The 14,715-nt window shown below is 60.6% G+C and carries 12 protein-coding genes; 6 read left to right on the forward strand and 6 right to left on the reverse strand.

Annotation, left to right across the window (positions count from 1 at the left end; genetic code table 11):
• Position 1: 1 nt before the first annotated feature.
• Positions 2 to 1,810 (reverse strand): sodium-extruding oxaloacetate decarboxylase subunit alpha, encoded by a 1,809-nt coding sequence (gene oadA / locus ACZ889_RS03755; RefSeq protein ID WP_003253282.1) that lies wholly within the window; start codon positions 1,808 to 1,810, stop codon positions 2 to 4.
• 11 nt (positions 1,811 to 1,821) lie between these two features.
• On the reverse strand, positions 1,822 to 3,237 hold the full coding sequence (locus ACZ889_RS03760) for an acetyl-CoA carboxylase biotin carboxylase subunit (protein WP_003253279.1): 1,416 nt from the start codon (positions 3,235 to 3,237) through the stop codon (positions 1,822 to 1,824).
• Between the two features lie 189 nt (positions 3,238 to 3,426).
• On the opposite strand from ACZ889_RS03760, the gene ACZ889_RS03765 reads away from it, so the two are divergent.
• Complete coding sequence (locus ACZ889_RS03765) at positions 3,427 to 4,389, forward strand: LysR family transcriptional regulator (protein ID WP_003253277.1); 963 nt, start codon at positions 3,427 to 3,429, stop codon at positions 4,387 to 4,389.
• Here the strand turns inward: ACZ889_RS03765 and ACZ889_RS03770 are convergent.
• A complete protein-coding gene (locus ACZ889_RS03770; protein WP_003253275.1) occupies positions 4,331 to 4,549 on the reverse strand; it encodes a PA3496 family putative envelope integrity protein in 219 nt (72 codons plus the stop codon). The two genes, ACZ889_RS03765 and ACZ889_RS03770, sit on opposite strands and share 59 nt — an antisense overlap.
• A 211-nt stretch (positions 4,550 to 4,760) precedes the next feature.
• Complete coding sequence (hexR, locus tag ACZ889_RS03775) at positions 4,761 to 5,627, reverse strand: transcriptional regulator HexR (RefSeq protein ID WP_003253273.1); 867 nt, start codon at positions 5,625 to 5,627, stop codon at positions 4,761 to 4,763.
• Between the two features lie 103 nt (positions 5,628 to 5,730).
• Between hexR and zwf the strand changes: the two genes are divergently transcribed.
• From zwf to ACZ889_RS03795, 4 genes are all read left to right on the forward strand, one after another.
• Entirely contained in the window at positions 5,731 to 7,173 is a 1,443-nt protein-coding gene (gene zwf, locus ACZ889_RS03780) for a glucose-6-phosphate dehydrogenase (RefSeq protein ID WP_180689061.1), read from the forward strand.
• 214 nt (positions 7,174 to 7,387) lie between these two features.
• A complete protein-coding gene (gene uvrD / locus ACZ889_RS03785; protein WP_004575197.1) occupies positions 7,388 to 9,574 on the forward strand; it encodes a DNA helicase II in 2,187 nt (728 codons plus the stop codon).
• A gap of 130 nt (positions 9,575 to 9,704) precedes the next feature.
• On the forward strand, positions 9,705 to 10,559 hold the full coding sequence (locus tag ACZ889_RS03790) for a Tim44 domain-containing protein (protein ID WP_003253268.1): 855 nt from the start codon (positions 9,705 to 9,707) through the stop codon (positions 10,557 to 10,559).
• 113 nt (positions 10,560 to 10,672) lie between these two features.
• Positions 10,673 to 11,080, forward strand: coding sequence for an SMI1/KNR4 family protein (locus tag ACZ889_RS03795; RefSeq protein WP_003253266.1), 408 nt, complete (start codon positions 10,673 to 10,675; stop codon positions 11,078 to 11,080).
• Positions 11,081 to 11,238: 158 nt separating this feature from the next.
• Here ACZ889_RS03795 and ACZ889_RS03800 read toward each other — a convergent pair whose 3' ends face one another.
• Positions 11,239 to 12,999, reverse strand: coding sequence for a cation:proton antiporter (locus ACZ889_RS03800; RefSeq protein WP_003253264.1), 1,761 nt, complete (start codon positions 12,997 to 12,999; stop codon positions 11,239 to 11,241).
• Positions 13,000 to 13,338: 339 nt separating this feature from the next.
• Here ACZ889_RS03800 and ACZ889_RS03805 point away from each other — a divergent pair, with 339 nt between their 5' ends.
• Positions 13,339 to 13,824: an acyl-CoA thioesterase gene (locus ACZ889_RS03805; protein WP_003253263.1), complete on the forward strand. Its 486-nt coding sequence runs from the start codon at positions 13,339 to 13,341 to the stop codon at positions 13,822 to 13,824.
• On the opposite strand, the gene pdxY is transcribed toward ACZ889_RS03805, so the two are convergent.
• A complete protein-coding gene (pdxY, locus tag ACZ889_RS03810) occupies positions 13,821 to 14,693 on the reverse strand; it encodes a pyridoxal kinase PdxY (RefSeq protein ID WP_003253261.1) in 873 nt (290 codons plus the stop codon). The two genes, ACZ889_RS03805 and pdxY, sit on opposite strands and share 4 nt — an antisense overlap.
• Between the last annotated feature and the right edge of the window lie 22 nt (positions 14,694 to 14,715).

Here is a 14,715-nt window from a genome sequence, read left to right on the forward strand (position 1 = left end):
ATCAGCCCTCGATCTCGATCAGGATTTCACCCGGCGTCACGCGATCACCCTTGGCCACATGGATGGCCACGACCTTACCGGCGATGGCCGCCTGCACTTCGGTTTCCATCTTCATGGCTTCGGTGATCAAGACCGCCTGGCCGGCCTTGACCATGTCACCTTCCTTGACCAGCACATCAACGATGTTCCCCGGCATGGTGGTGCTTACGTGGCCAGGGTCGGTCGCTTGCTTGCGCTTGCTGCCGCCACCGCTGACGAACTCGTTGAGTGGCTCGAATACCACTTCCTCCGGCATGCCGTCGATCGACAGATAGAAGTGACGCTTGCCTTCGGCCTTAACGCCCACACCGGTGATGTCGACGCGGTAGGTTTCGCCGTGTACGTCGATGACGAACTCGGTCGGCACGCCTTCACCGCCAGGTGCAGCCACGGCACCGGCTTCCGGAATCGGCAGCAGAACTTCAGGCGTCAAGGTGCCAGCTTCGCGTTCTTCGAGGAACTTGCGGCCAATGTCCGGGAACATGGCGAAGGTCAGCACGTCTTCTTCGCAACGGGCCAGGGCACCGATGTCGCTACGCAACTTGGCCATTTCCGGCTTCAGCAGGTCAGCCGGGCGCACATCGATCACTTCTTCACTGCCGATAGCCTGGCGACGCAGTTGCTCGTTGACCACACCCGGGGCCTTGCCATAACCACCTTGCAGGTACAGCTTCACCTCATTGGTGATGGTCTTGTAGCGCTCACCCGCCAGCACGTTGAAGAACGCCTGGGTGCCGACGATCTGCGAGGTCGGGGTGACCAGCGGCGGGAAGCCGAGGTCTTCACGCACACGCGGGATTTCGGCCAGCACTTCGTTCATGCGGTTGAGGGCGCCCTGCTCCTTGAGCTGGTTGGCCAGGTTGGAAATCATGCCGCCCGGTACCTGGTTGACCTGCACCCGGGTGTCTACCGCGGTGAACTCGCTTTCGAACTGGTGGTACTTCTTGCGCACGGCGTAGAAGTACAAGCCGATCTCCTGCAGAAGCTCCAGGTCCAGGCCGGTGTCGAACTCGCTGCCCTTGAGCGCAGCAACCATCGACTCGGTACCCGGATGGCTGGTGCCCCAGGCGAAGCTGGAGATGGCGGTGTCGATGTGGTCCGCGCCATTTTCCACAGCCTTGAGCTGGCACATGGCTGCCAGGCCGGCGGTATCGTGAGAGTGGATGAACACTGGCAGCGACTGTTCAGCCTTCAGCGCCTTGACCAGCTCGCCAGTGGCGAACGGGGTCAACAGGCCAGCCATGTCCTTGATCGCCACCGAGTCGCAACCCATGGCTTCCATCTGCTTGGCCTGGTTCACGAAGGCTTCGATGGTGTGTACCGGGCTGGTGGTGTAAGCGATAGTGCCCTGGGCGTGCTTGCCGGCGGCCTTGACCGCTTCGATGGCCACGCGCAGGTTACGCACGTCGTTCATGGCGTCGAAAATGCGGAACACATCGATGCCGTTGACCGCCGCCTTGGCGACGAAGGCCTTGACCACGTCGTCGCTGTAGTGGCGGTAGCCCAACAGGTTCTGGCCGCGCAGCAGCATTTGCAGGCGGGTGTTTGGCAGCGCTGCGCGCAGCTTGCGCAGGCGCTCCCACGGGTCTTCCTTGAGGAAGCGCACGCAGGCGTCGAAGGTGGCACCACCCCAGACTTCCAGCGACCAGTAGCCAACCTTGTCGAGCTTGTCGCAGATCGGCAGCATGTCTTCGGTACGCATGCGGGTAGCCAGCAGGGACTGGTGAGCGTCGCGCAGGATCGTGTCGGTTACGTGAATTTTCTTGGACATTATGGGGTTCCTCACAGGCCTGCGTGGGCGGCGATGGCGGCGGCGATGGCCAAGGCCAGCTCTTCGGGTTTGCGCTTGATCGAGTAGTTGGTCAATTCAGGGTGGCTTTCGACAAAGCTGGTATTGAACTGGCCGCTACGGAATTCCGGATTGCGCAGGATTTCCTGGTAGTACGCGGCGGTGGTCTTCACCCCTTGCACGCGCATGTCGTCCAGGGCCCGCAGGCCGCGGTCCATGGCTTCTTCCCAGGTCAACGCCCACACCACCAGTTTCAGGCACATGGAGTCGTAGAACGGTGGAATGGTATAGCCGGTGTAGATCGCCGTGTCGGTGCGCACGCCCGGGCCGCCGGGGGCGTAGTAACGGGTGATCTTGCCGAAGCTGGGCAGGAAGTTGTTTTTCGGGTCTTCAGCATTGATACGGAACTGCAGGGCGTAGCCGCGGTGCTGAATGTCTTCCTGCTTGACCGACAGTGGCAGCCCCGAGGCGATGCGGATCTGCTCACGAACGATGTCGATACCGGTGATTTCCTCGGTAATGGTGTGTTCCACCTGCACCCGGGTGTTCATTTCCATGAAGTACACTTCGCCATCGGCGAGCAGGAACTCCACGGTACCGGCGTTCTCGTAATTCACCGCTTTGGCCGCACGCACCGCCAGGTCGCCGATGTAGGCGCGTTGCTCAGGAGTGAGCTGTGGGCTCGGGGCAATTTCGATGAGCTTCTGGTTACGGCGCTGGATAGAGCAGTCGCGCTCGAACAGGTGCACTACGTTGCCGAAGCTGTCACCGAGAATTTGCGCCTCGATGTGCTTCGGGTTGACGATGCATTTCTCCAGGAACACTTCGGCCGAACCGAATGCCTTGGTCGCCTCGGAAATGACCCGTGGGAAGTTCTGTTCCAGTTCTTCGCGGCTATTGCAACGGCGAATACCGCGGCCGCCACCACCGGAGGTGGCCTTGAGCATCACCGGATAACCGATGCGGTCACCTTCGCTCAGGGCTTCATGAATATCGGCAACGTTACCTTCGGTGCCCGGGGTTACCGGCACACCGGCGGCGATCATGGTGCGGCGCGCTTCGGTCTTGTCGCCCATACGGCGAATCACGTCGGCGGCCGGGCCGATGAACTTGATCCCGCGCTCGGCGCAAATCTCTGCCAGTTCAGCGTTTTCCGAAAGGAAACCATAGCCTGGGTGCAGGGCATCACAGCCGGTTTCCACAGCCAGGTTCACCAGCTTGCGCGGGTTCAGGTAACCGGCCAGCGGCTCGGCACCGATGCTGTGTGCTTCGTCAGCGCGCTTGACGTGCAAGGCATGCCGGTCGGCGTCGGAAAAGATCGCTACCGAGCGAATGCCCATCTCGGCGCAAGCACGCACGATCCGAACTGCGATTTCACCTCGGTTGGCGATCAGGATTTTTTTTATCACTGGAGTCTTCCCAAAGCCGTAGGAACAGTCGAGCCGGTTCTACCGGTCGGCGCGTGACCAGACGATGCTGGCCAGTCGCGTATTCACCCTAGCGCTGTAGGTCGATAAACAAAAATCAATATTTGTTAGAGGCTGTATTAGCAAAAGCTTATAGTTGGGTAACAAGGTGTTGCCGAAGAGCAGATTAAAATGCGTAAGTCCTTGATGCGTATGACATTGCGTCAACTCCAGATCTTCAATGAGGTGTGCGATTTGCGGTCGTACAGCCGTGCTGCGGAGGAGATGGCGCTGACGCAACCCGCCGTTAGTCTACAGATCCGTCAGCTTGAAGAGCTGATCGGTCAGCCATTGTTCGAGTACGTGGGCAAGAAGCTCTACCTGACCGAGGCGGCCGAGGCCCTGCAGCGCGCCAGCCACGATATCTTCGGGCGCCTGGAGAGCCTGGACATGCAGCTGTCGGACATGCAGGGCTCACTGCAGGGTCAGCTGAAACTGGCGATCGAGTCCAGTGCCAAGTACTTCGTGCCACACCTGTTCGCCGCCTTCAAGCAGCGTCACCCGGAAGTCAACCTGACCCTGACGGTAGTCAACCGTGCCCAAGCCATCCGCCGCCTTTCCGATAACCGCGACGACCTGATCATCATGTCGATGGTGCCGCAAGACATGGGCCTGGAGTTTCTGCCGTTCCTCAACAACCCGATCGTTGCGGTTGCGCCGCCACAGCACCCGCTGTGCAAGCTGGACCAGTTGCGCATGCAGGACCTGGAGCCTCATACGCTGCTGGTCCGCGAGCAAGGTTCGGGAACACGCAAGGCTTGCGAAGAGTACTTCAAGGACAAGCGTGTGCATTTCGCCCAAACGCTTGAAGTAGCCTCGGCCGACGCCCAGCGCGAATGCGTGATCGCCGGGCTGGGGATCGCCCTGTTGACCCGTCACGCAGTCAACCTGGAGCTGGCTACCGGGATGCTGAAGGAATTACCGGTCGAGGAGCTACCGCTGTACCGTAGCTGGTGCGTGGTGCAGGCCAAGGCCAAGCGGCAGTCGCCGGTGGCCTTGGCGTTTCTTGCATTCATCCGCGGTGAACGTGCATTGATCAGCGCGCTTGTTGAACGTTTTTCGGGGAAACTGCCGCCGACGACTGCCATACCGTGAGTGCTTGCAGCTCGGGGTAGTCCGCCAGGTCGCGGAGCAGTTGACGTTGGTCGCAATAGCTCTCGATCGCGCGGCGGTATTCCATGCGACGCTGATCTTTTTCCTGCTGCTTGCGAGCCTTGGCGTTGGGTTGGTACGTACCGTCGAAGTCACGAGCCATTGCCTGTCTCCCAGATAGTATGCGGGAGTTTCAGACTGGCCTTGATGGTTTACCGTTTGGCGGTGGAATGGTGACAGAATCGTGAATTTTCACTGCCTGTACCGGCCTCTTCGCAGGCTTACCCGCTCCCACAGGAATTGCACCGATTTATAGAGGAGCACAGTACCTGTGGGAGCGGGCAAGCCCGCGAAGAGGCCAGTGCAGGTTGAATTCAGTCGTCGGTAGCCTTGATCGACTTGGGCGACAGACGCAAGCTGCGCAGGCTGCGTTTCACGCTCTTCAGGTGGTTGACCAGGCTAGGCCCGCGCGCCATGGCAACGCCCATGGCCAGCACGTCAATCACCACCAGGTGGGCAATACGCGAAGTCAGTGGGGTGTAGATCTCGGTGTCTTCATGCACGTCGATCGCCAGGTTGACCGTCGATAGCTCGGCCAGCGGCGTCTGGCTGGGGCACAGTGTAATCAGGTTGGCGCCGCTCTCACGGACCAGGTTGGCAGTGATCAGCAGGTCCTTGGAACGCCCCGACTGGGAAATACACACCGCCACATCACCCGGTTTCAGGGTAACCGCCGACATCGCTTGCATGTGCGGGTCGGAATACGCTGCCGCGCTGAGCAGCAGGCGGAAGAACTTGTGCTGGGCATCGGCCGCAACGGCACCGGACGCGCCAAAGCCATAAAACTCTACCCGTTGCGCCTGGGCCATGGCGCTCACGGCTTGTTGCAGTGCCTGCGGATCAAGGTGCTCACGCACTTCCATCAGGGTGTGCAGGGTGGTGTCGAAGATCTTCAGACTGTAGTCGGCGACCGAATCGTCTTCGTGGATGGCGAACTGACCGAAGCTGGCCCCGGCAGCCAGGCTTTGCGCCAGCTTCAGCTTCAGGTCCTGGAAGCCCGAGCAGCCAATGGCCCGGCAGAAACGCACGATGGTCGGCTCACTGATACCCACGCTGTGCGCCAAATCGGCCATGGAGCTGTGCATGACGGCAGCCGGGTCGAGCAGCACGTGGTCGGCCACTTTCAGTTCCGATTTGCGCAGCAGGTGGCGCGATTGGGCGATATGTTGCAACAGATTCACAGGCGGGACTCGGTTATGATCGGCTTGCCGGGTTGTAGCTTTCTTGTAGTTATACTACATGGACGCCAACCCGCCCAGTTAAACGAACGTGGAGAGTGGTGGTTTGACTATTCCTTGCGACATTCTGGTCTTCGGCGGCACCGGTGATCTTGCCCTGCACAAATTGCTTCCGGCGCTCTACCACCTGTTTCGCGAGGCCCGTCTGAACCCTGCCGTGCGGGTCATCGCACTGGCCAGACGCAACCTGCCACGCATCGACTATCTGAAGCTCGCCGAACGCCATTGTCGGGCACAGATTGCCCGCAGCGACTTCGACGAAGAGGTATGGCGGCGGTTTTCCGCACGGGTCGACTACTTCCCGATGGATGCTTCACAGAGCGCCGACTTCGGCCGCCTGGCACGCTACCTGGGCGAACCCGGTGGGCTGACGCGCATCTTCTACCTGGCCACCGCTCCCAACCTGTTCGTGCCGATTGCCAACCACCTGCGCATTGCCGGACTGGCCGACACCGAAGCGCGCATCGTGCTGGAAAAACCGATCGGCCATTCGCTGGGATCGGCCACAGCCATCAATGAAGCCATTGGCACGGTGTTCGAAGAAAGACAGGTATTCCGCATCGACCACTACCTGGGCAAGGAAACCGTGCAGAACCTGATGGCCCTGCGTTTTGCCAATGCCCTGCTGGAGCCGGTGTGGCGCAACAACCAGGTCGACCATGTCCAGATCAGCGTTTGCGAGACACTGGGCGTAGAAAACCGCGGTGCCTACTACGATCGCGCCGGGGCTATTCGCGACATGCTGCAGAACCACCTGCTGCAACTGCTGTGCCTGGTGGCCATGGAGCCACCCGCGCAATTCGAGGCAGAAGCGGTACGCGACGAAAAGGTGAAAATCCTGCGCGCCCTCAAGCCGATCACCGGCCAGGATGTGCAGGACAAGACGGTACGTGGCCAGTATGGTGCCGGGCGTATCGGCGGCCAGGAAGTGCCGGCCTACTACTTTGAAAAGGACGTCGACAACGACAGCGATACCGAAACTTTCGTTGCCATCGAGGCGCACATCGACAACTGGCGCTGGGCGGGCGTGCCTTTCTATCTGCGCACCGGCAAACGCATGGCGCGGCGCGCTTCGCAGATCGTCATCCAGTTCAAGCCAGTGCCTCACGAACTGTTCAGCGGCGGCCAGGTCAACCAATTACTGATACAGCTGCAACCGGACGAACGCATCAGCCTTCGCATGATGACCAAGAGCCCAGGCAAAGGCATGCGCCTGGAACCCGTGGACCTGGACCTTAATCTGGCCCAGGTGTTCAGCCAGACTCGCCGCTGGGAAGCCTACGAGCGTCTGCTGCTGGATGTGCTCGAAGGTGATTCGACGCTGTTCATGCGCCGCGATGAAGTGGAAGCAGCCTGGGCCTGGGTAGATCCAATCATCAAGGGCTGTGAAGAGCACTTCCAGGCGCCCCGCCCCTACCCGGCTGGCAGTTTCGGGCCCGAGCAAGCCAACAGCCTGCTCGCCAGGCATGGCAGGCACTGGCATGGCTGAATGACCTGCGCGATGGCGCGACCTTTAATCTGAAACAGCAGCAGATGAAATTCGAAGGTGCGAAATCCATAACGGGAAGGCCTTCGACTAACGATGCCTCAGCCAGCTTGCGCAGGCCGTGACCTGGCCCCGGACCGATGAGCGGGATGCCGCCAGGTGAATATTCATACAGTAGATATTTGCCCCTTACCCGGCATCGCCCTAGAATGGCCCGATGCGCACAGACGACCTCTCTCTCCTGCTGAATTCCCTCAACGATGCCCAACGCCAGGCCGTAGCGGCCACGCTCGGGCGTCAACTGGTGCTTGCCGGCGCCGGTTCCGGTAAAACCCGCGTGCTGGTACACCGCATCGCCTGGCTGATCCAGGTCGAGCAGGCATCACCGCACTCGATCCTGTCGGTGACGTTCACCAACAAGGCCGCAGCAGAAATGCGCCAGCGGATCGAGCAACTGTTGGGCATCAACCCGGCAGGCATGTGGGTCGGCACCTTCCACGGCCTGGCCCATCGCCTGTTGCGGGCCCACTGGCAGGAAGCGCGGCTGGTGCAGAACTTCCAGATCCTCGACAGCGACGACCAGCAGCGCCTGATCAAGCGGGTCATGCGCGAGTTGGGCCTGGACGAGCAGAAGTGGCCGGCACGCCAGGCCCAGTGGTTCATCAATGGGCAGAAAGACGAAGGCCTGCGCCCGCAGCATATCCAGGCGGGGGGCGACCTGTTCCTGGCGACCATGCGCGAGGTCTATACGGCCTACGAGCAGGCGTGCGAGCGCGCCGGTGTCATCGATTTCTCCGAGCTGCTGCTTCGCGCCCTGGACCTGTGGCGTGACCATCCGGGCCTGCTGGAGCACTATCAACGACGCTTCCGCCACGTGCTGGTGGACGAGTTCCAGGATACCAACGCCGTGCAGTACGCCTGGTTGCGCCTGCTGGCACGCGGTGGCGACAGCCTGATGGCGGTAGGCGATGACGACCAGTCGATCTACGGCTGGCGCGGCGCCAAGATCGAAAACATCCACCAGTACACCGCCGATTTCCCCGACGCCGAAATGATCCGCCTGGAGCAGAACTACCGCTCCACAGGCGGCATCCTCAAGGCGGCCAACGCGCTGATCGCCAACAACAGCGGGCGCCTGGGCAAGGAACTGTGGACCGACATGGGCGAAGGCGAACCACTGACCCTGTACGCGGCCTACAACGAGCACGACGAAGCGCGCTATGTCGTGGAAACCATCGAGAGCCTGGTCAAGCAGGGCAATGCGCGCAACGAGATTGCCATCCTGTACCGCTCCAACGCCCAGTCGCGCGTGCTGGAAGAGGCCCTGCTGCGCGAGCGCATCCCCTACCGCATCTATGGCGGCCAGCGCTTCTTCGAGCGCGCCGAAATCAAGAATGCCATGGCTTACCTGCGCCTGATCGAAGGGCGTGGCAACGATGCCGCTCTGGAGCGGGTGATCAACGTGCCGCCGCGCGGTATTGGCGAAAAAACCGTCGAAGCCATCCGCGAGCACGCCCGTCACAGCCAGCTGTCCATGTGGGAGGCCATGTGCCAGCTGCTCGCCGCCAAGGCCCTGAAGGGCCGCGCCGCCAGTGCCCTGGGGGCCTTTATCGAGCTGATCGAGGGGCTGGCCGCCAAGGTTGTGGACATGCCGCTGCATACCATGACCCAGACCACCATCGAACAGTCCGGCCTGATCACCTATCACCAGGAAGAAAAAGGTGAAAAGGGCCAGGCACGGGTAGAAAACCTTGAGGAACTGGTCAGTGCGGCACGCAACTTCGAGTCCACCGACGAAGACGCCGACCTGTCTCCGCTCTCGGCCTTCCTTGGCCACGCCTCACTCGAAGCTGGCGATACTCAGGCTGACGAGCATGAAGACAGCATCCAGCTGATGACCCTGCACAGCGCCAAAGGCCTGGAGTTCCCCTATGTGTTCCTGGTGGGCATGGAAGAAGGCTTGTTCCCGCACAAGATGAGCCTGGAAGAACCCGGCCGCCTGGAAGAGGAACGACGCCTGGCCTATGTAGGCATCACCCGCGCCATGCGCCAGCTGGTCATGACCTACGCCGAAACACGCCGCCTTTATGGCAGCGAGACGTATAACAAGGTGTCACGTTTCGTGCGTGAAATTCCGGCCGGCCTGGTTCAGGAAGTACGCCTGTCCAACAGTGTCAGCCGCCCGTTCGGCGGGGCCAAGACGGCCACCAACAGCAACCTGTTCGCCAATGCCAGCATTCCGCAGACCGCGTTCAACCTTGGCCAGCGTGTGCAGCATGCGGTATTCGGCGAAGGCGTAATCCTCAACTTCGAGGGTTCTGGCGCTCAGGCGCGGGTGCAGGTGAATTTTGCCGAAGGTAGCAAATGGCTGATGCTGGGGTATGCCAAGCTCGAGGCTGTCTAAGCCCACAAGGGTCGGGCCTGCCAACTTTGTAACATCAGGCAAAAGCTCGAAACACTATGTCGCTGGTCATGTGCCCGGGAACCTGTGCACCATGACGCGCGTGCAATCCACAACAGGGGATATCCCACTTATGCAACGTTTTCTTAGCATCGCACTGGCGCTCTGCGTCGGCCTGACGCTGAGCCTGGACGCCAGCGCCAAGCGTTTCGGCGGCGGCAAGAGCTCGGGCTCCGCGCCTATCCACCAGACCCGCCAGGCTACGCCAACCACGCCTGCTGCCGCGCCGACCGCACCTGGCCGTGCACCGGCTGCCGCCAGCGGTGCTTCGCGCTGGTTGGGCCCACTGGCCGGCCTCGCCGCCGGTGGCCTGCTGGCTTCCATGTTCATGGGCGACGGTTTCGAAGGCTTCCAGATCATGGACTTCCTGATCGTGGCGCTCATCGCCTTCCTCGTGTTCCGCTTCATCGCCGCGCGCCGCCGCCAGCAGCAGCCACAAATGGCCATGCCAGGCCATGCGCCGATGCAGCGTGAGGCTCACGCGCAGCCTGCCCAGCCTTCGATTTTCGGTGGTTCGGCCGCACCTGCTGCCGCAGCCGCACCGGTGATCAACGCCCCGGCCTGGTTCAACGAGCAGAGCTTCCTGGCGGCAGCCCGTAACCACTTCCAGTCGCTGCAGCAGCACTGGGATGCCAATGAAATGGACAAGATCAGCGAGTTCGTTACCCCGCAAATGCTTGAGTTCCTCAAGCGTGAGCGTGCTGAACTGGGTGATGGCTTCCAGTCCACCTACATCGATAACCTGGAAGTGCAACTGGACGGTGTCGATGACCGCGCCGACCGCACCGACGCGACCCTGACCTTCCGTGGCGTGTCGAAGAATTCGCGCTTCGACCAGGGCGAAGTGTTCAGCGAAAGCTGGCACATGGTTCGCGCCCAAGGCGAGAACCAGCCTTGGCTGGTAGCCGGTATCCGTCAAAACGGCTAATCGCTGCGTGCTAAACAGAGAACCCCGGGCTTGCCCGGGGTTTTTGCTTTTGCCAAAGTGGGCTACTAGGGTATAAGGCGCAGCGTTGTCATCTAGGTCAGAGGAAGTGAACCGTGGAAGAAGTGATCGAACAACTCCGTGAAGCGAATGAGCCAGTACCAGTGCCCCTGGAGCTTCCCGATGAAGACCAGCTGGTAGAGATCGAAGAACAGCTGTTCATCAATATTCCATTCGTGTTCAAAGAGTTTCTGCTGACCGTAAGTGATGTGGTTTACGGCTCCCTTGAGCCTGTTACCGTCACTGATCCGCAGTCGCACACCTACCTGCCAGATGTGGCCTCCAACGCCTGGGATGCCGGCGTACCGCGTGACCTGATTCCGCTGTGCCAGGACGGCGACAATTACTATTGCGTCGAAGAGGACGGCACCGTGGTGCTGTGGGATGCCGAAGAGGAAATTGTCGGCGAAGACAGTTGGGAATCGGTGTGGCACTGGGCGCGAGATGTTTGGCTGGAGAGCTGATCGCTAGCACCTATAGAGAAGCTCGCGATCTGAGTCAGTAACAATGACGTCTCAGCGCCTCAAGGTCGTTAAAATCGCCAGGCTTTTTGCGCCTGGCGACATCGCTATAATCCCATCTCCTCGGGCGGGCGAGATACCTTGCCCAGGGCGTAACCCCCTCAGTGCGAGTTCTCGCGACTGTTCTCCAGCGTCTCCAGCAACGCGATCTGCATGCGCGTGTGCACGCGGATAAACCAGCGCCACAACAACGCCACCACCACCGCAGCTACCACGGCAATCACCAGCAGCAATTCGCTGGTGGGCAGAATGCTGGCGGACAATGCCGACAGCAGCAGGAAAATCACCAGCAGCGACAATAGCGGGATCACTTCGGCGATCACACGGCGCACGCGCTGGGTATGTCGCCCGGCCATTTCCGGCTTCACGCCCATCTCTGCCAGCAGCATCGAGAGTGCTTTTAGCTTGCGGTACGCGGCGATCAGGAATGGCAGTGACAGCAACAACGCTGCCCCCCAAATGACGGCCTTCTGCTGGCTGACATCGCTGACCCACTCGCTGAGCCAATTGCCGATACGCCCTGCAAAGTAGCCGCCACTGAAGAAAATGGCGATCACCAGCGCCAGGTTCACCCCCACCTGCAACAGGATGCGCCGGATCATCGCCGCCAGCATGGCACTCTCGCCCTGGGGCTGGATGTTGCGTAACCACTCGCCATACAACGACAACACGCGTGCGAGGCGGGCGGGCACCACATTGCCCAGTTTCTGCGACAACGGGTCAGCCGCGCGGATGAGGTAGGGCGTCAGCAGCGTAGTGATTGCCGATACTGCGACCGCCACCGGGTAAAGGAAGTCGCTGGTCACCTGCAGGGTCATGCCCAGCGCGGCAATGATGAAGGAGAACTCGCCGATCTGCGAAAGCCCCATGCCCACACGCAAAGACGTACGCCCGTCATTGCCGGCAATGAACGCCCCCATGCCACAAGACAGCATTTTGCCCAGCACCACCGCCAGGGTGATGACAACGATAGGCCAGGCATAGTCGATCAGTACCTGAGGGTCGATCATCAGGCCGATGGCGACGAAGAAGATGGCACTGAACAGGTCGCGTACAGGCTCGATCAGACGTTCGATCTTCAGCAACTGGCGTGATTCGGCCATGATTGCGCCAATCAGGAAAGCGCCTAGCACCATGCTGTACTCCAGCTTCACAACCAGCAGGCAGAAGCCGAAACACAGGCCCAGAACAGTGATCAGCAACATTTCGTTGCTTTCGAACTTGGCGACATAGGCCAGTAACCGCGGTACCAGCAAAATACCGATGACCAAGGCGACGATCATGAACAGCGACAGCTTGCCGACAGTGGAGAACACTTCGCCCGAGCTGACCGTGCCGCTGACCGCGATGCCCGACAGCAGGGCAATGATACCGATACCCAGAATGTCCTCGACGATCAGCACGCCGAAGATCAGCTGGGCAAAGCGCTCGTTCTTCATCTTCAAGTCGTTGAGCGCCTTGACGATGATGGTGGTGGAGGAAATGGCCAGGATGGCGCCCAGGAACAGTGAATCCATGGTGCTCCAGCCAAACCAGCGGCCAATCTCGAAACCGATCCAGATCATCAGGACGATTTCCAGGAACGCTGCGATAAATGCCGTGGCACCGACCTTGAACAGCTTGCGCAAGCTGAACTCGAGCCCCAGGCAGAACATCAGGAAGATCACCCCCAGTTCGGCGAGGGTCTTGATGGTGTCTTCGTCATGAATCAGGCCGAACGGCGGAGTGTGCGGGCCAATGATGAAGCCGGCGACAATGTAGCCCAGCACCACCGGCTGCTTGAAACGGTGAAAAAGAATGGTGACCACGCCAGCGACCAGCATGATGACTGCCAGGTCCTGGATGAAGCTGATGGCATGCATGGCGTGATACTCCTTTTCTCGTCTTGTGAATGCCTGGGCAGACCGCTCCTCTGCCGAGGCAAACCTGAGCGAGCAGCAAGTACATACTGTATTGAATCCGGGAACACCCATGTTGCATGGGCGTACTCAGGTTAACATCGCGCTCCGCCGCTAAAAGCCAGTGCAATATGCAGAAACAGATCGGCTGGAAAAGCGCCGCTGATGGCATGATCAGCGTGACGATGATGCGCCAGCCAACGTCCCGTATCAGCAAGGCACATTCAAAAGAGGGGAACAGCAGTGTCAGCAGATAACGCCCTCCATTCGCCCGATTCAGCGCAACCTCACCGTGAGCACACTATGGAACCTGGAAACGCCCAGCTGAGCATGACCGTCCTGATGACCCCGGACATGGCCAACTTTTCTGGCAACGTACATGGCGGCACCCTGCTCAAGTACCTCGACGAAGTGGCTTATGCATGCGCCAGCCGTTATGCCGGCAGTTATGTGGTAACCCTGTCGGTCGATCAGGTGATCTTCCGTGAACCCGTGCACGTGGGTGAACTGGTAACCTTCCTGGCGTCGGTCAACTACACCGGCAACACTTCGATGGAAGTTGGCATCAAAGTGGTGACCGAGAACATTCGCGAGCGCTCGGTGCGCCATTCCAACAGTTGCTTCTTCACCATGGTCGCGGTCGACGACAACCGCCGCCCGGTGCCGGTGCCACCACGCCAGCCGCACAGCAGCGAAGAAAAGCGCCGCTTCCTGCAAGGCCAGCAGCGCCGGCAGATCCGCCAGGAACTGGAAAAGCGCTATCAGGACTTGAAAACCGACGCCATTTAAAGCGCCAGTAACTGCGCTTCGAAGCGCACCCGTGGGTGCGCAATGCGGTCCTGGGCCCGTACCAACTGCAATTCGTAGCTGGCGCAGGCCTGGGTTTCCAGCAACACTTCATGCACTGCCGCAGCCGTGAATTCGAATGCCTGCACCCAGCTGTCGCCCAGCAGCACACGCGCCAGGAACAAGCCTGAGGTCAGGTCACCCACCCCCACCGGCTGACGCGGAAACGCCAGCAGTGGGCGGCGCAAGTGCCAGCTGTGCTCGGCGGTCACCAGCAGCATTTCGAACTGTTCTTCGGCCCGCCCGGGGTACGCCAGGTGCTTGACCAGTACAACCTGCGGCCCACGCTGCAGCAGGCTGCGCGCCATGTTCACGCAATCCTCCAGCGACTGGGCGCGGCGCCCACAGAAGCTGTCCAGCTCCAGCTGGTTGGGGCACAGGATGTCCGCCGTGGCTGCCGCCTCGTCAAGCAGGAACTCACTGACTTCGGGCGGCACGATGCAGCCCTTTTCCGGGTGCCCCATGACCGGGTCGCACAGGTATAACGCTTTTGGGTTTACCGCCTTGATCCGCTCGACACCGGCCAGGATCGCTCGCCCTTGTTCGGCACTGCCCAGGTAGCCGGAAAGCACCGCATCGCAGTGGCCCAGCTCGCCGATGTTGGAAATGCCTTCCACCAACGCAGGAATTTGCGCTGGAGCAAGCACTTCACCCGCCCACTGGCCATACTGTGTGTGATTGGAGAACTGCACGGTATTGAGCGGCCAGGCATTGACCCCAATACGCTGCATGGGGAATACCGCGGCGCTGTTGCCGGCGTGGCCGAACACCACGTGGGACTGAATGGCGAGCAGGTGCGGGGTACGTTTCATGCGGGAGGTTTCCAAAGCTGTT

Source organism: Pseudomonas sp. TE3895 (genome assembly GCF_056278855.1).

Coding starts and splice junctions, on each gene's coding strand:
- oadA (WP_003253282.1), bottom strand. CDS start 1,810: ATGTCCAAGAAAATTCACGTAACCGACACGATCCTGCGCGACGCTCAC.
- ACZ889_RS03765 (WP_003253277.1), top strand. CDS start 3,427: ATGCGTAAGTCCTTGATGCGTATGACATTGCGTCAACTCCAGATCTTC.
- ACZ889_RS03770 (WP_003253275.1), bottom strand. CDS start 4,549: ATGGCTCGTGACTTCGACGGTACGTACCAACCCAACGCCAAGGCTCGC.
- uvrD (WP_004575197.1), top strand. CDS start 7,388: ATGCGCACAGACGACCTCTCTCTCCTGCTGAATTCCCTCAACGATGCC.
- ACZ889_RS03790 (WP_003253268.1), top strand. CDS start 9,705: ATGCAACGTTTTCTTAGCATCGCACTGGCGCTCTGCGTCGGCCTGACG.
- ACZ889_RS03800 (WP_003253264.1), bottom strand. CDS start 12,999: ATGCATGCCATCAGCTTCATCCAGGACCTGGCAGTCATCATGCTGGTC.
- ACZ889_RS03805 (WP_003253263.1), top strand. CDS start 13,339: ATGGAACCTGGAAACGCCCAGCTGAGCATGACCGTCCTGATGACCCCG.
- pdxY (WP_003253261.1), bottom strand. CDS start 14,693: ATGAAACGTACCCCGCACCTGCTCGCCATTCAGTCCCACGTGGTGTTC.